The sequence below is a fragment of the Tatumella citrea genome, from assembly GCF_002163585.1.
Taxonomy (GTDB): Bacteria; Pseudomonadota; Gammaproteobacteria; order Enterobacterales; family Enterobacteriaceae; genus Tatumella; species Tatumella citrea.
The window spans coordinates 4425389-4450468 of record NZ_CP015579.1 but is presented as its reverse complement, the minus strand read 5'-3'; the positions used below and the strand labels follow the sequence as shown (position 1 = coordinate 4450468).

Annotated in this window: 21 protein-coding genes; 10 read left to right on the top strand and 11 right to left on the bottom strand. The window is 50.1% G+C overall.

Annotated features, from left to right (window positions below; translation table 11 throughout):
• Positions 1 to 40 precede the first annotated feature (40 nt).
• Complete coding sequence (locus tag A7K98_RS21025) at positions 41 to 1411, top strand: MFS transporter (RefSeq protein ID WP_087490277.1); 1371 nt, start codon at positions 41 to 43, stop codon at positions 1409 to 1411.
• Between the two features lie 17 nt (positions 1412 to 1428).
• Positions 1429 to 1806, top strand: a complete 378-nt coding sequence (locus tag A7K98_RS21020; RefSeq protein WP_087490276.1) for a DUF4440 domain-containing protein — start codon at positions 1429 to 1431, stop codon at positions 1804 to 1806.
• Positions 1807 to 1880: 74 nt separating this feature from the next.
• Here A7K98_RS21020 and typA read toward each other — a convergent pair whose 3' ends face one another.
• Positions 1881 to 3704 (bottom strand): ribosome-dependent GTPase TypA, encoded by a 1824-nt coding sequence (gene typA, locus A7K98_RS21015; protein ID WP_087490275.1) that lies wholly within the window; start codon positions 3702 to 3704, stop codon positions 1881 to 1883.
• 454 nt (positions 3705 to 4158) lie between these two features.
• Here typA and glnA point away from each other — a divergent pair, with 454 nt between their 5' ends.
• From glnA to glnG, 3 genes are all read left to right on the top strand, one after another.
• Positions 4159 to 5568, top strand: a complete 1410-nt coding sequence (gene glnA / locus A7K98_RS21005) for a glutamate--ammonia ligase (protein ID WP_087490274.1) — start codon at positions 4159 to 4161, stop codon at positions 5566 to 5568.
• 214 nt (positions 5569 to 5782) lie between these two features.
• The gene (gene glnL, locus A7K98_RS21000; protein WP_087490273.1) at positions 5783 to 6832 is read left to right on the top strand and encodes a nitrogen regulation protein NR(II); all 1050 of its coding nucleotides are present in this window, start codon (positions 5783 to 5785) and stop codon (positions 6830 to 6832) included.
• A gap of 7 nt (positions 6833 to 6839) precedes the next feature.
• Positions 6840 to 8249, top strand: a complete 1410-nt coding sequence (glnG, locus tag A7K98_RS20995; RefSeq protein WP_038016321.1) for a nitrogen regulation protein NR(I) — start codon at positions 6840 to 6842, stop codon at positions 8247 to 8249.
• A gap of 51 nt (positions 8250 to 8300) precedes the next feature.
• On the opposite strand, the gene hemN is transcribed toward glnG, so the two are convergent.
• Both hemN and yihI read right to left on the bottom strand, forming a co-directional pair.
• Complete coding sequence (hemN, locus tag A7K98_RS20990) at positions 8301 to 9674, bottom strand: oxygen-independent coproporphyrinogen III oxidase (protein WP_087490272.1); 1374 nt, start codon at positions 9672 to 9674, stop codon at positions 8301 to 8303.
• A gap of 228 nt (positions 9675 to 9902) precedes the next feature.
• Entirely contained in the window at positions 9903 to 10412 is a 510-nt protein-coding gene (gene yihI / locus A7K98_RS20985; protein WP_087490271.1) for a Der GTPase-activating protein YihI, read from the bottom strand.
• 508 nt (positions 10413 to 10920) lie between these two features.
• Here yihI and yihA point away from each other — a divergent pair.
• Positions 10921 to 11559: a ribosome biogenesis GTP-binding protein YihA/YsxC gene (gene yihA / locus A7K98_RS20975; RefSeq protein ID WP_157666041.1), complete on the top strand. Its 639-nt coding sequence runs from the start codon at positions 10921 to 10923 to the stop codon at positions 11557 to 11559.
• Positions 11560 to 11645: 86 nt separating this feature from the next.
• On the opposite strand, the gene A7K98_RS21770 is transcribed toward yihA, so the two are convergent.
• Entirely contained in the window at positions 11646 to 11693 is a 48-nt protein-coding gene (locus A7K98_RS21770) for a spot 42 RNA, inhibition of DNA synthesis (RefSeq protein ID WP_071892919.1), read from the bottom strand.
• Positions 11694 to 12538: 845 nt separating this feature from the next.
• On the opposite strand from A7K98_RS21770, the gene A7K98_RS20970 reads away from it, so the two are divergent.
• Complete coding sequence (locus tag A7K98_RS20970) at positions 12539 to 13840, top strand: carbohydrate porin (RefSeq protein ID WP_407703130.1); 1302 nt, start codon at positions 12539 to 12541, stop codon at positions 13838 to 13840.
• A 158-nt stretch (positions 13841 to 13998) separates the two neighbouring features.
• A complete protein-coding gene (locus A7K98_RS20965) occupies positions 13999 to 14583 on the top strand; it encodes an NUDIX domain-containing protein (RefSeq protein WP_087490267.1) in 585 nt (194 codons plus the stop codon).
• A gap of 58 nt (positions 14584 to 14641) precedes the next feature.
• Here the strand turns inward: A7K98_RS20965 and A7K98_RS20960 are convergent, their stop codons facing one another.
• From A7K98_RS20960 to A7K98_RS20935, 6 genes are all read right to left on the bottom strand, one after another.
• Positions 14642 to 16282, bottom strand: coding sequence for a GMC family oxidoreductase (locus tag A7K98_RS20960; RefSeq protein WP_087490266.1), 1641 nt, complete (start codon positions 16280 to 16282; stop codon positions 14642 to 14644).
• Positions 16279 to 16812 (bottom strand): sugar dehydrogenase complex small subunit, encoded by a 534-nt coding sequence (locus A7K98_RS20955; RefSeq protein ID WP_087490265.1) that lies wholly within the window; start codon positions 16810 to 16812, stop codon positions 16279 to 16281. Before A7K98_RS20955 ends, A7K98_RS20960 begins: the two co-directional genes overlap by 4 nt.
• Entirely contained in the window at positions 16809 to 18215 is a 1407-nt protein-coding gene (locus A7K98_RS20950) for a c-type cytochrome (protein WP_087490264.1), read from the bottom strand. Before A7K98_RS20950 ends, A7K98_RS20955 begins: the two co-directional genes overlap by 4 nt.
• A 115-nt stretch (positions 18216 to 18330) precedes the next feature.
• Positions 18331 to 18726 (bottom strand): DUF441 domain-containing protein, encoded by a 396-nt coding sequence (locus A7K98_RS20945; protein WP_198361203.1) that lies wholly within the window; start codon positions 18724 to 18726, stop codon positions 18331 to 18333.
• Positions 18727 to 18769: 43 nt separating this feature from the next.
• Positions 18770 to 20050: a 3-oxo-tetronate kinase gene (gene otnK / locus A7K98_RS20940; RefSeq protein WP_087490262.1), complete on the bottom strand. Its 1281-nt coding sequence runs from the start codon at positions 20048 to 20050 to the stop codon at positions 18770 to 18772.
• Positions 20051 to 20071: 21 nt separating this feature from the next.
• A complete protein-coding gene (locus tag A7K98_RS20935) occupies positions 20072 to 20728 on the bottom strand; it encodes an aspartate/glutamate racemase family protein (protein ID WP_087490261.1) in 657 nt (218 codons plus the stop codon).
• Positions 20729 to 20968: 240 nt separating this feature from the next.
• Here A7K98_RS20935 and A7K98_RS20930 point away from each other — a divergent pair, with 240 nt between their 5' ends.
• The gene (locus tag A7K98_RS20930) at positions 20969 to 22219 is read left to right on the top strand and encodes an alpha-hydroxy acid oxidase (protein WP_038016297.1); all 1251 of its coding nucleotides are present in this window, start codon (positions 20969 to 20971) and stop codon (positions 22217 to 22219) included.
• Positions 22220 to 22266: 47 nt separating this feature from the next.
• On the opposite strand, the gene A7K98_RS20925 is transcribed toward A7K98_RS20930, so the two are convergent.
• Entirely contained in the window at positions 22267 to 23292 is a 1026-nt protein-coding gene (locus tag A7K98_RS20925) for a LacI family DNA-binding transcriptional regulator (RefSeq protein ID WP_087490260.1), read from the bottom strand.
• Between the two features lie 269 nt (positions 23293 to 23561).
• Between A7K98_RS20925 and A7K98_RS20920 the strand changes: the two genes are divergently transcribed.
• Positions 23562 to 24878 (top strand): MFS transporter, encoded by a 1317-nt coding sequence (locus A7K98_RS20920; RefSeq protein WP_087490259.1) that lies wholly within the window; start codon positions 23562 to 23564, stop codon positions 24876 to 24878.
• Positions 24879 to 25080: the final 202 nt, after the last annotated feature.

The following is a 25080-nucleotide window of genomic DNA, read 5'->3' as shown; positions in this document are numbered from 1 at the left end:
TGCAGACGGTAAATTGTCAGCTCTTCACGGAGAGACAATCATGACCTATCGCGGCAAAGTGGCGACAGTCTATTTACTGAGCCTGTTCCTTGATCTTATTAATATGTTTATTTCGGCGGTGGCCTTTCCCGACATGTCGGTCAGCCTGCACGCACCTGTCGCTCATCTGGCGTGGGTAAGCAATGGTTATATTATTGGCCTGACCCTTGTCATGCCACTCAGTGCCTGGCTGACCCGTCGCTTCGGTCCTCGCCGGCTATTTTTGCTGTCGTTAACGGTTTTTAGTCTGGCAACAATAGCGACTGCAGAGGCAAACAGCCTCGGTGAACTGGTGAGCTGGCGGGTTCTGCAGGGTGCAGGCGGTGGAGTATTAATTCCGGTGGGCCAGGCACTGACATGGCATTTTTATCCGGGTAAAGAACGAACCCGTATCTCCACCCTGGTCATGATGGTCGCGTTACTTGCTCCGGCAGTGTCACCCGCACTGGGGGGATTACTGGTGAGTCAGGCCGGCTGGCATGCCGTTTTAGTGGCCAGTCTTCCGGTATCCTTGCTGACCCTGGGGTTTGCCTTTTGCTGGTTGCAGCAGGATGAACGTCAGAGCAACCAGCAGCTACCTGCGCCGGATATCACAGCAATAGTGACCAGTGGTGGTGGATTAATCTGCCTGCTGCTGAGTCTTACCCTGTTGAGTGACGCAGACCATCTGCTGAGCGGCCTGCTGTGGCTGATGCCAGCCATCACACTGACAGTACTGTTTGTCCGCCGTAATCGCCGCCAGGCGAATCCGTTACTGGCACTGCATTTACTGTCCGGCTCGCTGCTACGTTTTTCTATGCTGGTCTATATTTGCACTCCCGGCTTTTTTATCGGCGTCAGCATTATTGCCGTCTTCTGGCTGCAACAAATTGCCGGACTGAGCGCGGAGCAAAATGGTGCCCTGATGATAGCCTGGTCTGTGGCCGCTTTTTTCGCCATCCACACCAGCGGCAGGCTGTTTCAGCGTTACGGCCCTGCACCATTAATCATTACCGGTTGCCTGATTCAGGCCGCAGGTATTCTCTGGCTGGCAGGAGTCAGTCATGGCACTTCGCCTCTGGTCCTCAGTCTTTGCTATGCGTTGATGGGATTTGGCGGTTCGTTGTGCAGTTCGACCGCTCAAAACAGTGCCATGCAGGAAATTGACAGTACAGAGTTAGCCGATGCCAGTGCACTATGGAATATCAATCGCCAACTGAGTTTTTGTTTTGGTGTTGCCCTGCTCAGTCTGTTGCTGAGCCTGTTAGTGCAAACCGTCAGCCTGCTGATGGCATACAGAGTCTGTTTTATTGTTGCCGCCTGTGTCACCTGCATCCCCGCCCTTGCCAGTCGGAAACTTCGTTTCCGTCCGTCCACCCCTGACACTCATTGATTAAGAGAACAGAAACTATGAATGACTATATGGATGAACTGGAAAATACGCTGAATGCCCTTGAACTCTGGCTGGGTCAGGGTAAGGGAGATCTCGCCACTTTAACCGACCGTTTTGCTGACGGATTTACCATGATTACCCCTGCGGGCAGTTCTCTGGACAAGACAGGGTTGAGCCATTTTCTTCAGGCACAGCAAGCTAACCGCCGTGGGCTACAGATCACGTTTGACCAGCTAAAGATAATGCATGAATGGCCGCAAGGGGCGGTGGTGTATTACCGGGAACAACAGAACGCCCAGGATGCCCCGGAAAATATTCGTTGGGCGACAGCCGTGTTCCGCCGTGAAGGAGAGAAAGTTCGCTGGTTACATCTTCAGGAAACCCTGGAAAGCTGAGACACAGGTAAAAAAAAGCCGTCCCCGGGGACGGCTTTTTGATCAGTATCACTGCTCAGCAACGTGGCTGTCTGTTAAGACTCTTTGCTGCCACGTGAAGCACGTTTACGATCATTCTCAGTCAAATGACGCTTACGGATACGTACAGACTGAGGAGTCACTTCGACCAGTTCGTCGTCATCGATGAATTCCAGAGCCTGCTCCAGAGTCATTTTGATGGCCGGAACCAGAGTCGTGGCTTCATCAGTACCGGAAGCACGCATGTTGGTCAGTTTCTTACCGGTCAGACAGTTCACGGTCAGGTCGTTAGAACGTGAGTGAATACCGATAATCTGGCCTTCGTAAACTTCAGCACCGTGACCAAGGAACAGCTTACCGCGGTCCTGCAGGCTGTACAGTGCGAAAGCAACCGCTTTACCCTGACCGTTAGAAATCAGTACACCGTTCTGACGCTGACCCACTTCACCCTGACGCAGATCACCGTAGTGGCTGAAGGTCGAGTACAGTAAACCAGTACCTGAAGTCATGGTCATGAATTCGTTACGGAAACCGATCAGACCACGGCTTGGGATTTCGTAATCCAGACGCACACGACCTTTACCATCCGGGTCCATGTTTTTCAGATCGCCTTTACGCTCACCCATCGCCTGCATCACCGCACCCTGGTGTTGCTCTTCGATATCCAGAGTTACGTTTTCGTAAGGTTCCTGTTTACGTCCGTCGATTTCACGGAAGATAACTTTCGGACGGGAAACCGCCAGTTCAAAACCTTCACGACGCATGTTTTCGATAAGTACAGATAAGTGCAGCTCACCACGACCAGATACACGGAAAGCATCCGCATCTTCGGTCTCTTCAACACGCAGTGCTACGTTGTGCACCAGTTCTTTCTTCAGACGATCAAGGATCTGACGTGAAGTAACGAATTTACCTTCTTTACCACAGAATGGTGAGGTATTTACGCAGAAGAACATGCTGACTGTTGGTTCATCAACAGACAGTGGAGTCAGAGCTTCCACGTTCTGCGGATCACAGATAGTGTCAGAAATATTCAGCTCACCCAGACCGGTAATCGCAATGATATCGCCGGCTTCTGCTTCAGTGCTTTCGATACGCTCCAGACCCAGGTGGCCCAGTACTTTACCGACTTTACCGTTACGGGTTTTGCCTTCAGCATCAATAACAGTTACCTGCTGGTTCGGTCTGACTTTACCGCGTTTGATACGGCCAATCCCGATAACACCCAGGTAGTTGTTGTAATCCAGCTGAGAGATCTGCATCTGTAACGGACCGTTCAGGTCAACGTTTGGTGCAGGAACATGCTTAATGATGGCTTCATACAGTGGCGTCATATCTTCTGCCATTTCTGCATGGTCATCACCCGCAATCCCCTGAATTGCCGATGCATAAATGATCGGGAAATCCAGCTGTTCGTCGGTCGCATCCAGGTTAACAAACAGATCAAAGACCTGATCAACCACCCAGTCAGGGCGTGCACCCGGACGGTCAATTTTGTTGATAACAACGATAGGCTTCAGACCATGAGCAAATGCTTTTTTGGTCACGAAGCGCGTCTGTGGCATCGGACCATCGATCGCATCCACTACCAGCAGAACCGAGTCTACCATCGACATTACACGTTCAACTTCTCCACCGAAGTCGGCGTGTCCCGGAGTATCGACGATATTGATTCGATAGTCGTTCCACTTAATTGCAGTGTTTTTAGCGAGAATAGTAATCCCACGCTCTTTCTCCAAATCGTTGGAGTCCATCACACGCTCAGTCGCTTCGGTACGGGCGTCAAAAGTACCAGACTGTTGTAACAGCTTATCAACCAGGGTCGTTTTTCCATGGTCAACGTGCGCGATGATGGCGATATTACGCAAATTTTCGATCACAGCTTTGCCTCAGGCATTAGAAATAGCGCGCTATTGTACACGGATTAGTCGAAAGACTGAATATGTTCACAGTATTCCTTGAAACTTTCTCAGTGACTTTTTGAAACCGGTGATTATCAGCACAGACTACGTTCAATTTTAGTGCAATGTTATGCTGGTTTTGGTGTTATGCACCATAATAGTGCTTTCAGGTAATCGATTTTGGATCATAATGGTGCAGCGCGCCGGTTCAGTGCATCCCCTAAACGGGGCAAAAAGGCCGCTATCACCCCGTTTTCCTGCAAAATAAAAAGTTGGCACAGATTTCGCTTTGTATTACCCAAGCAAAAACGACAGTTTGAAACGGTTGGAAGCTTGTCGGGAACATTGTCCGGAAAATGCGCGGCGCCTCGTGACCCTTTACCAGTACAGGTTCTCTACCCACGACAACAATGAATATTTCAGGAGAGTTAGTATGTCCGTTGAACACGTTCTCTCATTGATGAACGAACATGAAGTTAAGTTTGTTGATCTGCGTTTTACCGACAGTAAAGGTAAAGAACAGCATGTAACCATCCCTGCTCACCAGGTTAACGAAGACTTCTTTGAAGAAGGCAAAATGTTCGATGGTTCTTCCATCGGCGGATGGAAAGGCATTAACGAATCAGACATGGTGCTGATGCCGGATGCTACTACTGCTGTTCTGGACCCATTCTTCGAAGATCCAACCCTGATCATTCGTTGTGATATCCTGGAGCCAGGTACACTGCAAGGTTATGACCGCGACCCGCGTTCTATCGCAAAACGCGCTGAAGATTTCCTGCGTTCTTCTGGCATTGCAGACACCGTACTGTTCGGACCTGAGCCAGAGTTCTTCCTGTTCGACGACGTTCGTTTTGGCGCTACCATGTCTGGTTCCCACGTTGCTATCGATGATATCGAAGCTGCATGGAACACCGGTAAAGCCTACGAAGGTGGTAACAAAGGTCACCGTCCTGGCGTGAAAGGCGGTTACTTCCCGGTTCCTCCGGTCGACTCAGCTCAGGACATCCGTTCTGCTATGTGTCTGACTATGGAGCAGATGGGCCTGGTTGTTGAAGCTCACCACCACGAAGTGGCCACTGCTGGCCAGAACGAAGTGGCAACCCGCTTTAACACCATGGTTAAAAAAGCTGACGAAATTCAGATTTATAAGTATGTGGTACATAACGTAGCGCACGCTTACGGCAAAACTGCCACCTTTATGCCAAAACCAATGTTTGGTGATAACGGTTCCGGCATGCACTGCCACATGTCACTGGCGAAAGACGGTACTAACCTGTTCTCCGGCGACAAATACGGCGGCCTGTCTGAAACTGCTCTGTTCTACATCGGCGGTATCATCAAGCACGCTAAAGCGATTAACGCCCTGACTAACCCAACTACCAACTCTTATAAACGTCTGGTCCCGGGTTATGAAGCACCGGTAATGCTGGCTTACTCTGCCCGTAACCGTTCTGCGTCAATCCGTATTCCGGTAGTTGCCAGCCCGAAAGCTCGTCGTATCGAAGCGCGCTTCCCGGATCCAGCGGCTAACCCATACCTGGCGTTTGCTGCACTGCTGATGGCCGGCCTTGACGGTATCATCAACAAAATCCATCCTGGCGATGCGATGGATAAGAACCTGTATGATCTGCCTCCGGAAGAAGAAGCTGAGATTCCAAAAGTAGCAGGATCTCTGGAAGAAGCGCTGAATGCACTGAACGAAGACCGCAGCTTCCTGACCCGTGGTGGTGTTTTCACTGACGATACTATCGATGCTTACATCGCACTGCGCAAAGAAGATGATGACCGCGTACGTATGACTCCGCATCCGGTAGAGTTCGAACTTTACTACAGCGTTTAATCTCTCTTGTAGTTTTGTTGCCGTGGAAAATTTTAGCCCATCTTCGGATGGGCTTTTTTCTCCGCAAATTCAGGTTTCAGAGGGATATTTCGGTCAGTCAGCCCGGGTTTACTGCCTGTTTATTGTCCGAACACAGCGAAAAACACCAGCCAATCGCCCGCTCATCTCACAGTAAACAGCAGCGCATTTGCCTGGTAAACGCGGAGATTTAAACATGATATCCAACACACAGCCCGATGCAGTGCAGATCTTAAACTCTCTCATCAATAGTGTGTTAGTAGTCGATAGCAACCTGGTGATCCATTACGCGAACCCGGCAGCGCAGCAACTGCTGGCGCAGAGTTCCCGTAAACTGTTTGGTACGCCACTCCCGGAGCTTACCGGCTATTTCTCCTTGAATATTGAGGTGATGCTGGAAAGTCTGCAAGCCGGTCTGGGGTTTACTGACAGTGAAGTGACCATTGTGGTTGATGGCCGGGCTCATATCATGTCTCTTACCGCTCAGCAGTATCCTGATCAACAGATTCTGCTGGAAATGGCGCCGATGGATAACCAACGCCGTCTTAGCCAGGAACAGATTCAGCACGCACAGCAGGTTGCCGCCCGCGATTTAGTCCGCGGTCTGGCCCATGAAATTAAGAATCCGCTCGGCGGATTACGCGGTGCCGCTCAGTTGCTTTCCAGAGCACTGCCGGACCCGTCGTTAAATGAATATACCAAAGTGATCATTGAACAGGCCGACCGGTTACGCAATCTGGTCGACCGGTTACTGGGGCCTCAACAGCCTGGCATGCACGTCACCCAGAGCATACATCAGGTAGCAGAGCGAATTGTTAACCTGGTATCGATGGAGTTGCCGGATAACGTTACCCTGGTCAGAGATTACGATCCAAGTCTGCCGGAACTGCCGCACGACCCGGATCAGATTGAACAGGTTTTACTGAACGTAGTGCGTAATGCATTACAGGCGCTGGGAGAGGCAGGAGGCACGATTACTCTGCGAACCCGCACCGCATTTCAGCTAACACTGCATGGTGTTCGCTACCGTCTGGTGGCGCGGATTGATGTGGAAGATGACGGGCCGGGCATCCCCCAGCAGCTGCAGGATACATTGTTTTATCCGATGGTTAGCGGGCGGGAAGGTGGCACCGGTCTGGGATTATCCATAGCCCGTAGCCTGATTGACCAGCATTCAGGAAAAATAGAATTTAACAGTTGGCCAGGACATACCGAATTTTCGGTATTCCTGCCTATTCGCCAGTGAGGTTTCCATGCAACGAGGGATAGTCTGGATCGTCGATGACGATAGCTCCATCCGCTGGGTGCTTGAACGCGCGCTCACTGGAGCCGGTTTAAGCTGTACCGCGTTTGATAACGGGGATGATGTGCTTGAGGCTTTGGCCAGCAAAACACCGGATGTCTTACTTTCAGATATCCGTATGCCCGGAATGGACGGGTTGGCATTGCTGAAACAAATCAAGAAGCGCCACCCTATGCTGCCGGTTATCATTATGACTGCGCATTCCGACCTGGATGCCGCTGTCAGTGCTTACCAGCAAGGTGCTTTTGATTATCTGCCAAAGCCGTTCGATATTGATGAAGCTGTGGCTCTGGTAGAACGAGCTATCAGCCATTATCAGGAACAACAGCAACCGCGCAATCAGCCGGCAAGCGGGCCAACCACCGATATTATTGGTGAAGCTCCGGCAATGCAGGATGTGTTCCGGATTATTGGTCGTCTTTCACGCTCCTCGATCAGTGTACTGATTAACGGGGAATCGGGAACCGGTAAAGAGCTGGTCGCCCATGCATTGCATCGCCATAGTCCACGAGCTAAGTCACCATTTATTGCTCTGAATATGGCAGCGATCCCCAAAGATCTGATTGAATCTGAACTGTTTGGTCATGAAAAAGGGGCGTTTACCGGGGCTAACTCGGTGCGTCAGGGCCGGTTTGAACAGGCCGATGGCGGCACACTGTTTTTAGATGAAATTGGTGATATGCCACTGGATGTTCAGACCCGACTGCTGCGAGTACTGGCCGATGGGCAGTTCTATCGTGTTGGTGGTTATGCTCCGGTGAAGGTGGATGTCCGAATCATTGCAGCTACCCACCAGAACCTGGAATTGCGGGTTCAGGAAGGCAAATTCCGTGAGGACTTGTTCCATCGTCTGAACGTTATCCGTATCCATCTGCCTCCGCTACGGGAACGCCGCGAAGATATTCCACGGCTGGCCCACTATTTCCTGCAAATTGCAGCGCGGGAACTGGGAGTAGAAACCAAGATTTTGCATCCGGAAACCGAAGCAGCACTGACCCGTCTGCACTGGTCCGGTAACGTCCGACAGCTGGAAAACACCTGCCGCTGGTTGACAGTGATGGCGGCCGGCCAGGAAGTTCTGATTCAGGATCTTCCACCAGAGTTGTTTGAGACCAGCACCCCGGAAACCCCGGTTCAGTCGTCTCCTGATAGCTGGGCAACTTTGCTGGCCCAATGGGCTGACAGAGCGTTACGTTCCGGTCATCAGAATCTGCTGTCTGAAGCTCAGCCAGAGATGGAGAGAACGCTACTGACTACAGCCCTGCGTTATACCCAGGGACATAAGCAGGAAGCAGCCCGTCTGTTAGGCTGGGGAAGAAATACCCTGACCCGTAAACTTAAAGAACTGGGCATGGAATAACGTATTGCTGGTAGTTCACTGGCCCGCAGACACTGTCTGCGGGCTTTTTTATTATATAACCCGTGAAAACTGTTGCTGTCGCCTGGCAGCTCTCAGATAGCGGTCAAAACACATGCAGATATTACGGATTAACAACCTGCCACGTGCCGTTACCTGCAACCGGCGTTGTTCCAGCGTCACCAGGCCATCATCAATAAATGGGCTGAGCAGTCGCAGGTCCTCAGCAAAATAGTCTTCAAAGACTATCCCCCACAGCTGTTCTGTAGAGGCGAAATCCAGCCGGAACTGGCAGATCAGGGCCTTAATTACATCGCGCCGCAGACAGTCATCCTGACTCAGACTAACCCCTCGCCACAAGCCTATGCCCTCTGCAGTAACACTCTCCTGCCACTGATTAAGCACTTTGAAATTCTGGGCATAGCTGTCACCAATCATACTAATGGCAGAAACCCCTAATCCCAGTAAATCGGTGTTACCGTGGGTGGTATAGCCCTGAAAATTACGGTGCAGCACCCCGTTTTTCTGAGCTATCGCCAGTTCATCTTCCGGTAAGGCAAAATGATCCATCCCGATAAACTGGTATCCACCGCCGGTCAGCGTGGCGATAGTATCCTGCAGAATCACCAGTTTCTGGCGAGCATCCGGTAAATCTGCCGCGTTAATTTTACGCTGAGCAGCAAACATCTCCGGCATATGAGCATAATTAAACACGCTGAGGCGGTCCGGACGCAGGGAGAGAATTTTTTGCAGGGTAAACGCAAAACTTTCCGGGGTCTGTTTGGGCAACCCGTAGATCAGGTCAATATTCCCTGAGATAAAGCCCAGTGATTTCGCCCGCTCCATCAGCGCAAAGATAAACTCTTCATCCTGTTCCCGGTTTACCAGCCGCTGAACCTGCTTATTGAAATCCTGCACCCCCATGCTCAGCCGGTTAAACCCTTCGCTTTTCAGATGATCCAGTACATCCAGTTCAATTTCCCGTGGGTCCAGTTCCAGCGACATTTCGGCGTCAGCTGAGAAAGTAAAATGTTGCCTGAGCAGCCCTGTCAGCCGTGATATCTGAGCCGTTGTCAGGAATGTCGGGGTACCTCCGCCCCAGTGCATCTGAACGACCGTACGCTGGCGAAACAACGGCGCTCTGCTTCGAATTTCTGCCTCTAAAGCATCCAGATAACGATCCGCCTTATGGGCCTGGCGTGTCACCTGTTTATTACAACCACAGAAATAGCAAAGCCGGTGACAAAACGGGATATGCAGGTACAGGGAAAGTGGGCGTTGCGGGTAGCGGTTCACTGCCGCCAGGAAATGAGTTTCGCTATAGCTTTCATCGAATTCCAGCGCCGTCGGATAAGAGGTATAACGCGGGCCGGAGTAATTATATTTTTCGATTAATGACTGGTCCCACTCGATACGTGGTAATGACATGTTCACTCCTTCCGTTGACGGGGTCTGAAAGAAGTTCGCGATATTCCGGATAACGGGGAGGTTTTTCTGCGACGCAACCGCGATTTCAATCGTGACAGGCGACGTAGTTTAGCGAATAACAGCAGGAGAAAACACGCATACAACAGCGCTAAAATTGATCCTGGCCAAAACATAATGAAATATTCCAGGCTGGGGCACAGTACTTTGCTCTGTGCCCGGCCAATGAGGTTAGTTACCCTTCAGTAAGCGGTACATATCCTCTTCTGCTTCGGTATCTTCAGCATCGCTGTCATCGTCAAGATCGATGCCGAGTTTTTCCATCAATACTTCAATACGATCCAGGGTGCTGTCGAGCCATGCCTGATCTTCCGCTGGTAATTTCTCACCATTTTCCAGCCGGTCAAGCAGGGAATCAAGACGCTCGCTATTTTCCAGTGCTGCGAGTTCGTCGCGTGCACTCAATGCCGGGGCAGTTTCACGACGTTTCACTACTGGTTTTGCTGCAACGGCACCGTCAGCAATCAGTGGTACAGGTTTCTTACTACCCAGTCGTGGGTCAGCAGCATCTTTTGAGCCACGACCGCCCTGACCCTGCTTCGCTTCCGGGTTACTACGGTTCCCCGTGGCCAGGCCTTTGTGCTTTTTCTGACGCTGGCGCTCACGGCCTTCTATATTCAGTTCGGCGCGGGTTTTGCGTTTAGCAGGCTTAGCGCCCGGGGTTCTCGCAGGTTGTTTCATGGTGTTCAGTCTCAACTGTTTTTCTTTAGTATAGAATTACGGCGAAATCTAGCAGAAACCAGCACAAGAAAAAAGCGACAGCTTACGCTGTCGCTTATTTCATACTTTCTGTAATTCAGAAAGTCATGTATCTCACATCCGGTTAAGATACTCATCTTATCCATCAGATTCATTCCGTCCTGCTACCTTTTCCCTGGCAGGTTCTGCTCTTTATCCTTTCCCTGAGCCTTAACTTCCCTCAACCTCTCCCTGAGTGACGTGTAATGTAGTTGATTTTGACGATTCTGCAAGGCAGAAAAGAGAGCAAAAATGCATTCTTTTTCACGAATTAATATAGAGTTATGATATTTAAAATAAATTTTAATAGTTATCATTTTTTTTCAGTCATTGTCTGAAATGGCAATAGCCGATCTCTCACAAGGTTTGTCGATGCTCAGGGCGCAGGCACTTTCCCGCTATAACAGGTATACTGCGGGCATTATCCTGAATTTATATGCGGAGTTCGACCTTGTCTGGATGGAATTATCACGTCACCCATTTTGTCACCAGCGCCCCGGACATTCGCCATCTGCCCACAGACAGTGGAGTGGAAGTGGCGTTTGCCGGGCGTTCTAATGCCGGAAAATCGAGTGCATTAAACACATTAACCAACCAGAAGTCTCTGGCGCGTACCAGTAAAACGCCTGGCCGTACTCAGCTCATTAACCTGTTTGAGGTGGCTGATGGCATCCGTCTGGTTGACCTGCCCGGTTATGGCTATGCCGAAGTCCCGGAAGAGATGAAACTTAAATGGCAGCGCGCATTAGCAGAATACCTGCAAAAACGTGATTCTCTTAAGGGGCTGGTTATCCTGATGGATATTCGCCATCCGATGAAAGATCTGGATCAGCAAATGGTGCAATGGGCTGTTACCAGCCATATCCCGGTGCTGGTGTTGCTGACAAAAGCCGATAAGCTGGCGTCAGGTGCCCGGAAAAAGCAACTGAATACGGTCCGTGAAATGAGCCAGGCTTTTGAAGGTGATGTTCAGGTCGAGTATTTTTCATCTCTGAAGAAACTGGGCGTAGATAAACTTAGCCAGAAACTGGATGACTGGTTCAGCGCTTATTCGACTACTGTCGGAAATTCTGCACCAGAAGAGTCATAACCTGAGTAAATTATCAGGTTAATTAAGAAATAAATTCTTACCATAAAAAACGCCCCGTTCACCGAGATGAACGGGGCGGCTAACAATCAGCCAAATCCGATTACGTGAAGTAAAAGGTCTGAAAGATAGAACATCTTACCTCTGTACCCTACGACTGAAAATGTACCTGATTTTTACCGGTCAATAAAGCCTTTTCTCAGCATTTTTTTAGTAATTTTGATGTTTTATTTCTATAGAAATCACAAAAAAACATTTAGCTTCTTGTCAAAAACCATAATAAATGCTTATACCTCATAAAAAACAATAATTTCCCCAGACTCAGTTAAAAAGGCTTTCTAAAATAACGATTTATCGCCTTTCCTGTCGCCGAAAAAGATTAAAACACTGTCAGTTTCTTTAAAATACAAAATTGCAAGGCAATGAAAAAAAAGGAATTATCTTAACTAACCCTGAAAAATTCTGTCTGATAATCAGATTTATTAAAGAAAAATATTTTTCCAATTTAATAGCTGCTCATTTGTAGCAAAACGTAAAGTGTTATTTCGGGTAAAAAAGTAACAATTAATTAACGTTATTGTTTTTTATTGTCTGTTTTGCTGTATAGTGCAGTCCCTTTCACTAACGCCTTGCGATTAAAATGTATCCTGTTGATTATAAAATAATTAAAAAGCCACTCTTTCCAGGTATCTTTTTGGTTAATAATCCAACAGAAGAATAACATGCTCATTTCGGCGGCGATAAGGTGGCGTTCAATAATAATTAAAACGCATTAAAGTGGGGGTTGGTATAAAAGAAAACTTTAATCACGGGGCGTAATTTTGTGGGCTAGCTCTAAAATTTGAATAATTAAATTAATCTGAGCACGATATTCCAAAACAATTTTTCGCATCACTCATAAAGTTAAATTCCCTTACACCTAATAAGAATAATTATCATGAAAAAAAATAAAGCAGTGCGCAATACTCACAAAAAGACACTAATGATGAGCCTGTTCATACTTGGTGCCTCTGCTTACCCGGCCATCAGCTATTCTGCGGATGCCTTAAGCTATGATTCCCCCTGGATGTTTGGCGACTGGGGCGGTACCCGTTCACAACTCAAAGATGAAGGTATCGATTTTCAGGTCAATTACACGATGGAATCTGCGTCGAATCTGGCGGGTGGTTACGATAAATCGACCACGGCCCGCTACAGTGATCAGTGGGCTTTTGGGGTTAATCTGGACCTGGAAAAGCTGCTGAACTGGAACGACACCGAATTTCAGATGACCATCACAAACCGTGACGGACAAAATGTCTCGGATCAGGTGGGTGACCCACGAGCTCCTATGTTGTCTTCCGTTCAGGAAGTCTATGGCCGTGGCCAGACCTGGCGCCTGACTCAGTTCTGGTTAAGAAAAGGTTTCTTTGACCACACCCTGGACGTAAAAGCCGGTCGTGTTACTGTCGGTGAAGACTTTGACACCATGGACAGTAAATTCCAGAACCTTGCGTTCGGTGGCGGACAGGCCGGTAACTGGCGTGGTGATCACTGGTATAACTGGCCGGTATCTCAGTGGGGTGGCCGGGTAAAACTTAACATCACTCCCGAAGTATTTATGCAGGTCGGTTTCTACAACCAGAACCAGTATAACTACGATCGTGGCGATGGTTTCCGGTTCGAATTCAGCCCGACCTCCGGCAACCTGGTTCCGGTAGAACTAGGCTGGGCACCAAAACTGGGGCCTGAAGGCCTGCCGGGTAACTACCGTATTGGTTATTACTACTCCTCAACGCATGATAATGTCTATGGTTCCTGGGGCAATGGTGGCTATAGCGATACCGCGCATTCTTACGGCGGCTACCTGCTGGCACAACAACAGCTGACCAGCTGGCACGGCGACGCAAAACGTGGTTTAACCCTGGCCGTTCAGGCAGTAATGAATGACCATAAAACCTCGAAAACCGATAACTATCAGTCAGTTTCTCTGGTATGGAAAGGGCCGTTCGATGCCCGTCCTGATGATGAAATCGGTGTCGGTGCCAGCCGTATTCACGTTAACTCCAGCTATACACGGATGTTAACTGATGAAAACCGTTTCTACGGTGCCAACAGCTACGAAAGCCCGACTTACCTGCCGGTACAGAAAGGCGCTGAATACGACTATGAAGTGTACTACAACGTTCAGGCCACCAAATGGCTGCAGGTTCGTCCAAACCTGCAATATGTGACCTCACCAGGTGCCGTCAGCCGGGTGCAGAACGCGTTTATCGGTGGTATTTCTGCCAACGTCAATTTCTAATCTTGTCTGAACGGAAAGGCTGCAATAGCAGCCTTTCCGTATCACAATCTTCCTCCCGGCGTTACACTGGATATCCGATACACTTTGCTACAGCAGGCAGATTTATTTAGCCGGTCAGCAACAGGTCAACATCAGAATATCCTGAGGGAGGCACGGCAGTGCAATCAGCGAACAACAGAGTCCGGATAGTAAATACACAGACACTTTCTGATGACTGGTATCTGCTCAAAAAATACACTTTTGATTATCAGCGCCGGGATGGTGAGTGGCAACGTCTGCATCGTGAAGCTTATGACCATGGCGATGGCGCAGCACTGCTGTTATATAACCGTGAACGTCAGTCGGTTGTTCTTACCCGCCAGTTTCGCCTGCCGGCATTTGTGAATGGCAGCGACGGGATGCTGATTGAAGTTGCCGCTGGCTTACTCGAAGGTGAACAGCCGGAAGAGAGGATTCGTAAAGAGGCTGAAGAAGAAACCGGCTACCGGATAGACAAGGTTGAGAAAGTGTTTGAAGCCTGGATGAGCCCCGGTTCAGTAACCGAGAAACTGCATCTGTTTGTGGCAGAATATCAGCCAGCAGATCAGGTAAGCACTGGCGGTGGATTACAGGAAGAAGGTGAGGATCTGGAAGTCCTTGAGATGAGCTTCAGTGAAGCTTTACAGGCGATGAAATCCGGCGCAATTAACGATGCTAAAACCATTATGTTGCTACAGTATGCGGCACTTAATCAGCTGATTTAACAGTGATGATTTATGTTGTCTGCCGGAAAGGGTCTCCGGCAGACAACGCGGGTTCAGATTAAACCAGTACGTTTTTCAACAGATGATTTGCCAGCCGCAAACTTAACGCAGCCCCGGTGAGAGTTGGATTCATACAGGATGCCGAAGGCATCACGCTGGTTCCGGCAATGTACAGGTTCGGGTGATCATGGGTCCGGCAATCAGAATTCACCACCGAATTTTTCGGGTCATCGCCCATGATGGTGGTTCCCATAATATGCTGGCGATCCTGATAATTGGTGTCGATTTTCAGCACATCGCCCCCCAGTAATTTTGCAAAATTCGCAAAATCTTTCAGCCCTGCTTCTTTCCCTGCCTGCCAGTAATCGGTCACGCTGTACGATATTTCCGGTAGCGGAATTCCAATTGCATCAGTTTTGGTTTTACTGGGAACGACCCGGTTTTCCGGCAATGGCACTGTCTCAAAATCAATGGCGAAGTTCAGCGAACGGGCTGACAGCTTACGCAGTTGCTCATCCAGTTCTGAACCTAATACCCCTTTACTAATCAGCCCGGAAGCATAATCAGCGGTTGGCACGGTATTACGCACTTTGATTTTATAGCTCGGGAACGTTTTTCTGAACTCACCATCACGGTTGTTTAGATAGACCAGTAATTCTGTTGGTCCCTGCCCCGGCCAGACATCCTCGGCCATCATAAAGTTCATACTAATGCCGGTGTGACCCATCAGATTACGGCCGACCTGATCAGAAGAGTTGGCAATACCATTCGGATATTTTTCTGAGGTAGACATCAGCAATAATTTCGGTGATTCAATCCCATAGGCAGCCACAATAAACAGATTTGCTGTCAGGGAATGCTCAGAACCATCAGGCTTTTTATACCAGATACGGGTGATTTTACCGTTGTCATCCGCTTCTATTTTATACACCACCGAATTGTCCAGCAGCTTAGCACCCAGCCGTTCTGCCTGATCGATATGCATTGAACCATCATATTTGGCACCAATCGGGCACACCGGGTTGCAGTTATTATTGCCTGCACATACCGGACGATTGCCCCAGGGGCGGGTCGCCCTGCCATTTGGTTCCAGCACCGGGTTATAACCGCCTTTACCAAGCAACTCGCTCAGCCGGTCAAACATATAACTGGTAGGTAAGCCCGGCATCGGGAAAGGTTTAGAGCGTGGAGGCCAGGGTTTACCACCGTGCCCGCTCTCGTCCTGTCCATCGACTCCTGACACTCCCAGTGCATGCTCTGCTTCGCAATACCAGGGTTCCAGTTCGTCGTAACCAAACGGCCAGTCTCTGCCATGTCCGTACAACGTCTTCAATTTAAAATCGTTTGGAATCATCCGCCACAAAGCGGAACCAAAGTGCCATGTGGTTCCGCCAACGACACGCAGGTATTTAGTCGGGTATTTTACCGGCCCGACCTGTTGCAGGTAGTTGCCGTAAGTGGAAGGTACATGAGGTAAATCAGGATACGGCGAGCCGACACCCTGCAATTTCATATTAGTGAGTGACATCTTGAACGGTGAGTTTCTGAAACGGTCAACGATTTGCTGGCGTGTAACACGTGGGCCCGCCTCAACAATAATCACTGATTTTCCGGCAGCAGACAGCTGAGTCGCCAGTAGCCCGCCCATCACTCCGGAACCAATAATAATTACTTCTGCATCTACGTTATTCTGACTCATACAGCCGGCCCCTGGTGTGCGGGTTTATTGTCAACGGCAGCCCAGGAAATCGGGCCACTGCCATAGGTTGGAACCACAAGAACGCCACTGGTGGGCACATACATCATCGCGTCTGCATATGCGATAAGTTCCAGTTTCTCGTCGTTGCCTACCACTCCGGTGTACCAGGCAGAAATGACCTGACCTGCTGCCTGTCGTAAATCTGTTCCGACGGCATTTTTTTGAAGAAAATCATCAATGTTTTGATACTTTCCTGGCTGAATATCCTGTTTAAGCAATGCCAGCTTCTGATCAAATTTTTCATCATGGCGATGCAATGCATCGTAGTAACGCTGAGCCAGAATTGGGTTCACCCGGCGATTAACCAGAAATTCAGATAACGGGATAAAACCACTGTCCTGCAGTTCTGCTGCTGCTGCACGAAAAGAAGGAAACAGTGAACCACATAACCCGGCAACCGACAGAATGCCCATACCCTGCAGCAGACGACGGCGTGAAACCCCGGAAGGATGGCGATTATTTGCTGTCATTTTTTCCCCCTTCTGCGAACTGCAGTCACGATCAGGCCCAGAATCACCAGCACAATCAATGCACCGATAGCTAACACTGCCGGATTTGACAGATAAGCAATGGCCGGTACAGGCCCGCCTTCACGAACTGTTTTCACCTGATCGGCAGTGACAGTCAGTGAGGCATTTCCGTAATTTTTTAAGACATAGTTAGCCACATCTGCAACTTGCTGATCATTGAGCCGGTCAACAAACGAAGCTGCAGGTCCGAATGCTGGCATCGCAACATACTGGCCGTCGGCGTGACGGCGGACACCAAACAGAATGGTCGCAATCAGGTTGTCCGGCTGTGCGGCACCGGTTGCACTGTTGTGGAATAACGAAGGATAAAACTGGCTGCCTTCACCGTTGGCCTGGTGGCAGTTAGCACAGCTGTTACTGAACACGACCCAGCCGGCATCCGGATGATCGGTCGCGCGCATGGCGGCCTCACTGTCTGAAGGCGCACCCTGAGTAAAACGTGATTCCGTAGCTGTGGCGCCCGAGGCGGGAACCTGTTTCAGCCAGGCAACAATGGCATGCAAATCATCATCGCTAAGGTGTTGCAGGCTGTTCTCAATGGCTTCTGCCATAGGGCCCGCGGCCTGAGCTTTACCGGCAACATGACCTGTTTTCAGGTACTGAAACAGCTGGTCATCGCTCCAGCTACCAATACCGGCAGTTTTATCAGAAGTGATATTAGGAGCATACCAGCTACCCACCTGCCCGCCGGATAAAGCCAGGTCATTTTTCTGACCCATCAGGAAATTACGAGGAGTATGGCAGGCATCACAGTGCTCCAGCACATTGACCAGGTAATCACCCCGGTTTAGCTGAGCTGATTTCTGGCTATCCGGAGTGAAACGCTGCTGGCTGGCAAACAGCATATTCCACAACGCCATACTGCTACGAATTGAGAACGGAAACGGAAGCTTTGTGGCCGGAGCCGGAGTATCAACCGGCTGAACCCCGTGCATAAAATACTGATACAGCGCATGAATATCACTGTCAGTCATTTTACTGTACGAGGTATAAGGCATTGCCGGATAAAGATGGTCGCCCTGTGCGTTAACTCCCTCTCTGACCGCCCGGGCAAATTGTTGTTCGGTATAATTACCAATGCCGGCTGTCACTGACGGGGTAATGTTGCTGGCGATAATATTGCCCATTGGTGAGGCAATCGCATAGCCCCCCGCCATAGCAGCTCCGCTTGTCGGGGAGTTATGACAGGCTCCACAGTCCGCGGCCACTGATAAATATTTTCCTTGCTCAATTATCGTCGATGCTGAAGGGGTGTCTGCAGCCTGCACAGCTTTCCCCGAGAACACCGAGAGCCCGATAATTAAAGCCAGACTCGTTGGTCTCACTTTTACACTCCTGCTCATAGCTTCAGTTATAAATCAAATACCGCACGCCTCTCCCGACTTTTCAGGCACAGAACTGAACGGAAAATAAAAAACTAAGGTATTGTTATTTAATATAAATAATAAAAGTCGTCGGTTATTTTAAAAATAATAAAGAGACCAGCCCTGCTGCAATTAGTGGCCCTACCGGTACTCCTTTGAAAAAGGCAACGCCGATAATGGTACCTACCAGTAATCCCCCGACAATTCCGGGCTGGGCTGACAGAAAAGTGACACCCCGTCCGCCGACCCACGAAACAAAAATACCAATCACGATGGCAGCCAGGGATTTCCAGTCCGCCAGGGTGCGTATCAGTGAACGCAGTGTCATATCTCCGCTGGCCAGCGGGGCAATGACCCCAATCGTCAGGATGATGATGCCAATCGTCACCCCCTGGGTTTCAATAAACGGAAAGAACCGGGACAGCGGAGTAATTTTGATCAGGAACAGGGCAACTACGGCATACACAACAGCCATATTGTGACCCACCATTCCCAGCACACCGATCAGCAGCAGTAGCAGGTAAGGAAGCAGACTATTCACTCTCTTCCCCTGCCAGAAACGCCAGTGCTTTCGCAAAAAAATCCGGGCTGCCAAAATTGCCTGATTTCAGAGCCAGGGCAAGCGGCTGGTCTCCGGTGGTTTGTAATACCGGTACGCCAGGATCAATCTCTTTTCCGACGGCCAGATGACCGAGCGACAATGCACTGACTACCGCGCCTGAGGTTTCACCCCCGCCAACCACCAGTCGGCGGACACCGGCATCCACCAGCAATCTGGCTGTTTCGCCAAACAGATTTTCCAGGGCCGCAGACGTCGCCTGCTGGCCATATTTTTTCTGGCTGGCCGCGACTTCCTCCGGTGTTCCGGAAGAGTAAATCAGCGGGGCCTGCCCCTGGTGACTGAGAATAAATTCCACCAGTGTTCCGGCATTTATCTGGCCTTCCATCACCTGGTCCACAGAGACAGCAAGTACTGCCGCCTGCTGGCTGTGTTTCTCAATCTGTCCCAGTGTCGCACCGGAACAACTGCCCACCAGAATAGCTTCCGGGCCATGAATGGCAGGCAATGAGCCATCAGACGGCTTCGCCTGGCCTTCACGAATAAAATTATGTGGTAACCCGGAGGCAATCGCCGATCCCCCGGATAGCAGTGGTAACCCGGCACAGGCCAGGCCAATTTCAGCCAGGTCATGGTCAGTTATTGCATCTGTCACAACCAGCCGGGGACCTTCTGTTCCCAGGCGGGTCAGTTGAGATTTTATCTCTGCAGCTCCTGAACAGACGGTCTGCCAGGGAATATGGCTGACAGGAGTCGTGGACTGAGCACTCAGCAACCGGCGAATATCGGCATCTTTCATCGGAGTCACCGGATGATGCTGCATTCCTGATTCATTCAGCAGTTTGTCATGGACAAACAAGTGCCCCTGATACAGGGTGCGGCCCAGAGCAGGAAACGAAGGGCAGACCACAATACTTTTAGCCGATAAGTGGCTGGCCAGGGCATCCAGTACCGGGCCAATGTTTCCCTGAGCAGTAGAGTCAAAGGTCGAACAATACTTAAAGACGATTTGCTGACAACCCTGAGCCTGTAACCAGCGACAGGCAGCCAGCGACTGACTGACCGCCAGTTCAGCCGCTACCGAACGACTTTTCAGGGCAACTACCCCGGCATCAATTGACGGATCAGCCGGAGCAGTTGGCACTCCCAGGTATTGAGCGGTTTTCAGACCACCTTCACCATTTAAGCCACGGGCCAAAGTGACTGCAATATCACTCGCCCCCGTAAAATCATCCGCGATAACCCCAATCAACATGCCTGCCGTCCTCAGAGAAAATTAACCATAGAATTGTTTTTTTAATGCGTTTACTGCAGCGTGTGGCGCCGTCAGCACACGGGTTTTGACCTTTTCACTCACGGCTTCCAACGCCCGCGACGTAGAAAAATGGGCCAGCATAATGGCATCACATTCAGCCAGTTCAGGTGCGCGTTCAGCCACCAGACGGTTATGCTGTTCTGCATCTCCCTGACGCAGCAGATCTATGGCATCAGCCACCACCAGTGTTTTCAGGGTGGCATTGCTGTTTTGTTGCCTGGCATATTCCGCAAATTCAGCTTCCATCGTGATCACCGACGGTGCAAACGTCGCCAGCATGCCAATGTTTTTGCCTGCCTGAAGAGCTTCGGCGAACATCGCTTCATTAGGCTTCAGTACCGGAATTGGTAACTCTCTGGCCATTTGCTCTATCGCAGGGCCAAATGCTGAACAAGTGACCAGTATGGCCGATGCATTGCAGGCGTAACCGTAGCGACCAAATTTAACAAACCTATCACATAACTCTGCAGAGAGTTCTTTTTCTTTCGCCCGATCAATGGTTAGCCCGTCATCCAGCAAATTAACCAGTTCAGCTTCCGGCCATAACTCTTTAAACGCGCTGTGAACCGGTGCCATAGCTACCGGGGTCGCATGAAGTAAAACGATCCGATGCGTCATTAACTCCTCCGTCATCCGGGTTTCATCAGCAGATTACTGATGATTTCGCGGTCAATACTACTGTAAAGACGAAATGTAATGGCTTACAAAATAGTTATTATAGTGATGAACCTCACAAAAATATATGAACAGGATGTTAATTTATCATTAAACAGCACAGATTATAAGCACTGACTTGTAAACGCTTACATTTCGGGTAACTTCCGGAAACCTGTTGCCTTTAAGGATGAATATTTCACTATGACGGTATCTCTTACTCCCGCGCCTCAGGAAAAATCAACAGAGATTCCTGTGAGCCAGTCCCGCCCGGCCAGCACTGTACCGCATCAGTTTCGTGACCTGCTGGCTCTGGATGATTTCGAGCGCCACGCCAGACGTCGGTTGCCACCCATGATTTATCAGTATGTTGCCGGCGGTGTTGAAACCGGGCGCGGTATTGCCGCGAATTTCGAGGCCTACCAGCAATACACCTTTTTGCCGCGAATGTTCCGTGACGTATCGGGACGCGATCAGGGCACTGAACTGTTCGGCAAGCGCTGGCGCCACCCGTTTGGTATTGCACCGTTAGGTGGCGCCTCATTCGTGTCATACCGCGCCGACATTAATCTGGCCCGGGCGGCTAAAGCTATGGATGTTCCGATGATTCTCAGTGCATCTTCGCTGATTCGTCTGGAAGATGTGATTGCTGAAAATCCCGATGCCTGGTTTCAGGCATACCTGGCCGGCGATCAGCCGCGTATTGACCGTTTGCTTGATCGGGTCGAACAGGCTGGATACCGGACTCTGGTGGTGACCGGTGACACTCCAATGCTGGGAAACCGCGAACACAACACCCGCAGCGGTTTTAGTATGCCAATTAAAATTACCCCGAAAGTCATGTGGCAAAGCGCCACCAGCCCGCGCTGGCTATTGGGAACTGTGGCACAAACTTATCTGCGCCACGGAGCACCGCATTTTGAAAATACCGATGCCGAACGCGGCCCGCCGATGATGTCGAATAAAGTCCGCAATACCAACGCCCGCGACAAGCTTAGCTGGACGCATGTTGAAGCGATCCGCAGACGCTGGAAGGGGAATCTGGTGATTAAAGGGCTGATGACCCCGGCAGACGTATTTATGGCCAGGGACTGTGGGGCCGATGCTGTCATCCTGTCTAACCATGGCGGCCGACAGCTGGATTACACCGTACCGCCGCTACACACATTGCCGGAAATTGCCGCCGGGAAAGGCCAGATGAAGGTGATTATCGACAGTGGCATCCGTCGCGGTACCGATGTTATGAAAGCCATGGCCCTGGGGGCTGACTTTGTGTTTCTTGGCCGGCCATTTTTATACGCCAGTGTTATCGGTGCAGCACCCTGCATTGAACATGCGATGCATATTTTGCGCGATGAAATAGACCGCGATATGGCACTAATCGGCGTCAGAAATCCTGCAGAACTGGATAAGAGTTACCTGAGGCGCGGGCCATGGTTTGATAAAGATCTGTAACTGGTTGCAGCCTGCCGTTCACTTCAAACGGCAGGCTGTGCATTCGGCTATTTCTGCGGTGCGCTGCCGGTACTGCCACGAATAATCAGTTGAGGGGTGACACTGGTGAGCGGCTGAGTGTGACCATCCTGTAGTGACGACAGTAAATATTCTGCGGCCAGCCGGCCAATCTCCGCCAGATCCACTCGCATGGTGGTTAACGGATGCTCGAGATGTTCTGCATATTCGTAATCATTAAAACCGGTAATCGAAATATCATTAGGGATACGCAGATAACGCTCCCTCGCAGCGCGCATTGCACCGAAAGCCAGTAAATCATTCCCGCAAATCACCGCCGTTGGCGGGCGCGGGCCATCCAGCAAACGGAACATTGCCTGCCGGGCTTCATTCATGGTGAATGCATTGTCCACACAGTTTTCAGGATCCAGCGATAATCCGGCGTCTTGCAAACCCTGCCGGATACCTTCCAGCCGTTCGGACAATCGATCATTGGAGGGCGGGCTGCCAAAAATCACAGCGAAATTACGGTGTTGCAGATCCAACAGATGTTGCAACAACTGGCGTGATGCCAGAATGCTGTCATAACCGACACTTGGCCGGTGCTGGTCGATAGAAAACGCCTGGATATAAGGGATTTGTTGCTGCTCCAACCGTTCCCATAACCGTGGATGATGGGTATGCCCGACCAGCATTAACGCATCAACACCGTACTCCAGCAGCTTGTTAACTTCATTAAGCTCAATATCCATATCAAAACCGGAATTTGCCAACAACAAGGTATACCCCTGCTGATGAATCATCTTCTGGAACGCATCAATTGAGCGGGAAAAAGTTTCTATTGCCAGCGTGGGTACCACTGCACCAATCGTCATGCTTTTGCGGGATGCCAGGGTTCTCGCGGCACGGTTAATCACATAGCCGAGTTCTTTGCAGGCTCTTTCAACAGCTTCCCTGCGTGATTCCCTGACCGTAGCACTGCCATTCAGTACCCGGGACACTGTCGCCGTTGATACGCCGGATAACCGGGCAACATCTTCCAGAGAGACACGTGTCGTATTCGGTTTATCAGCCATGATAAATCTCCTAAAAAGTGATGCTCGCCACAAAATTAACACAGAAACCGGTCATCACTTTGAAAGCGCTTACTTTCACCTTGACTGATTCTTGTAATCGCTTACTTTTACGCAATGTTAACAGTGTAGATGAATGTATTAGAACACTGTTATTAAATTTTACCATTTATTAACAGAATTGTGGTTATTCACCACAGCCTGTACTCCTGCATATAAAAGCCACACCACGACAGGCAAACTGACGGGTGATAATTGTAAAGGAAAATCGCATGCGCAAGTACCCAAAAATACGCTGGCTGATGATACTTTTCTGCTTCTTCGCCATCGCAATCAACTATATCGATCGCATCAATCTGGCCATTGCCGCACCACATATCAAAAAAGATCTCGGCCTGGATGATGCATCAATGGGGTTGATCCTCGGTGCCTTCTTCTGGACTTATGCGCTGATGCAAATTCCGGCCGGTCGGATTATCGACCGGCTTGGCACCCGCATCGGTCTGGCCGTTGCCGTCGGCTGGTGGTCACTGTTCACTGTGTTCACCGCTTTTGGTCGTGGATTCACCTCCATTTTTATCTCCCGTCTGTTGCTCGGTGTCGGTGAGTCCGGCGGTAACCCGGGGTGTGCCAAAGTCGTTGCCTCCTGGTTTGCCAAAAAAGAGCGGGCCACCGCCAGCGGTATTTTTGATGCCGGTCCGCGGGCCGGCAGCGCCCTGGCACTACCGCTGGTTGCCTGGCTTATCAGTACCTGGGACTGGGAAACCTCGTTTGTCGTCACCGGGGCTATCGGTCTGGTGTGGGTAGTTATCTGGCTGATGTTCTACCGGGATCCGGAAGAAAAACAGGGCCTGGATGAAACCGAACGGCAAAATCTGCTGGAAGACCGGAAAATGGTGGTTTCGCGCCCCGATGAAAAAATTAAACTCTGGTCATTGTTCCGTCATCGCACCGTCTGGGGCATGATGATTGGTTTCTTCTGCATGAACTTTGCTACCTACTTCTTCGTGACCTGGTTCCCGACGTATCTGACAATGTCGCAAGGGTTTTCGCTGAAAGAACTGGGTACTCTGGGAGCAATTCCGGCGCTGATGGGGATCCCTGGCAGTTTGCTGGGAGGGATCACTTCCGACTGGCTGTATAAAAAAGGCTTCAGTCTGACCACCGCCCGTAAAACCTGTTTAATCGCGGGAATGCTGCTCTCTTCAGTCATTGCTTTTGCGGCCTTTACTTCAAACATAACCGTCATTCTGACACTGTTTTCCCTGACTTACGCCGGACTGGCTTTTACCGCTTCAAATATCTGGACATTGCCTGCCGATGTGGCACCGGCTTCAGGCTATGTGGCTACCCTGGGAGGGATTCAGAATTTTGCCGGAAACCTGGCAGGCATTGTCACAGCGTCGTTCACCGGATTTATGCTGAGTGTCAGCCACGGCTCATTTGTGGTGCCGTTAGTGGTTGCTGGCGGAATCTGCATATTTGGCGCGGTCACCTTTATGTTCATTATGGGTAAGGTGGAACCTCTAAAGATTGACAGTCACGATCAAACCGACTTCGTCGTATCACAGCCGGGTAACTCTCACTGAATTCGATGAAACATAATGATCAGTAAACTCATAATTTGTGACACGTTATCACTGGTAGTCCGGCGATTTTAGCGAGACAACTAAAGCAGAATCACGGGTCAGCGACACCAACGGGCAAAGGAGTTGCCCGACTGACTGAAGGCGATGCCATTCCTGCAAGTGATAGCCTTTCGAAAAGAAATTCCGCAGCAGTTCAGATACC

What these genes read in the sequence shown, in the direction of transcription:
- A7K98_RS20955 (WP_087490265.1), bottom strand. Translation starts at nt 16,812, where the DNA reads ATGACAGCAAATAATCGCCATCCTTCCGGGGTTTCACGCCGTCGTCTG.
- A7K98_RS20945 (WP_198361203.1), bottom strand. Translation starts at nt 18,726, where the DNA reads ATGGTGGGTCACAATATGGCTGTTGTGTATGCCGTAGTTGCCCTGTTC.
- glnL (WP_087490273.1), top strand. Translation starts at nt 5,783, where the DNA reads ATGATATCCAACACACAGCCCGATGCAGTGCAGATCTTAAACTCTCTC.
- A7K98_RS20930 (WP_038016297.1), top strand. Translation starts at nt 20,969, where the DNA reads ATGACGGTATCTCTTACTCCCGCGCCTCAGGAAAAATCAACAGAGATT.
- A7K98_RS20970 (WP_407703130.1), top strand. Translation starts at nt 12,539, where the DNA reads ATGATGAGCCTGTTCATACTTGGTGCCTCTGCTTACCCGGCCATCAGC.
- A7K98_RS20935 (WP_087490261.1), bottom strand. Translation starts at nt 20,728, where the DNA reads ATGACGCATCGGATCGTTTTACTTCATGCGACCCCGGTAGCTATGGCA.
- yihI (WP_087490271.1), bottom strand. Translation starts at nt 10,412, where the DNA reads ATGAAACAACCTGCGAGAACCCCGGGCGCTAAGCCTGCTAAACGCAAA.
- hemN (WP_087490272.1), bottom strand. Translation starts at nt 9,674, where the DNA reads ATGTCATTACCACGTATCGAGTGGGACCAGTCATTAATCGAAAAATAT.
- otnK (WP_087490262.1), bottom strand. Translation starts at nt 20,050, where the DNA reads ATGTTGATTGGGGTTATCGCGGATGATTTTACGGGGGCGAGTGATATT.
- A7K98_RS21025 (WP_087490277.1), top strand. Translation starts at nt 41, where the DNA reads ATGACCTATCGCGGCAAAGTGGCGACAGTCTATTTACTGAGCCTGTTC.
- A7K98_RS20950 (WP_087490264.1), bottom strand. Translation starts at nt 18,215, where the DNA reads ATGAGCAGGAGTGTAAAAGTGAGACCAACGAGTCTGGCTTTAATTATC.
- A7K98_RS20925 (WP_087490260.1), bottom strand. Translation starts at nt 23,292, where the DNA reads ATGGCTGATAAACCGAATACGACACGTGTCTCTCTGGAAGATGTTGCC.
- glnA (WP_087490274.1), top strand. Translation starts at nt 4,159, where the DNA reads ATGTCCGTTGAACACGTTCTCTCATTGATGAACGAACATGAAGTTAAG.
- glnG (WP_038016321.1), top strand. Translation starts at nt 6,840, where the DNA reads ATGCAACGAGGGATAGTCTGGATCGTCGATGACGATAGCTCCATCCGC.
- A7K98_RS21020 (WP_087490276.1), top strand. Translation starts at nt 1,429, where the DNA reads ATGAATGACTATATGGATGAACTGGAAAATACGCTGAATGCCCTTGAA.
- A7K98_RS20920 (WP_087490259.1), top strand. Translation starts at nt 23,562, where the DNA reads ATGCGCAAGTACCCAAAAATACGCTGGCTGATGATACTTTTCTGCTTC.
- A7K98_RS20960 (WP_087490266.1), bottom strand. Translation starts at nt 16,282, where the DNA reads ATGAGTCAGAATAACGTAGATGCAGAAGTAATTATTATTGGTTCCGGA.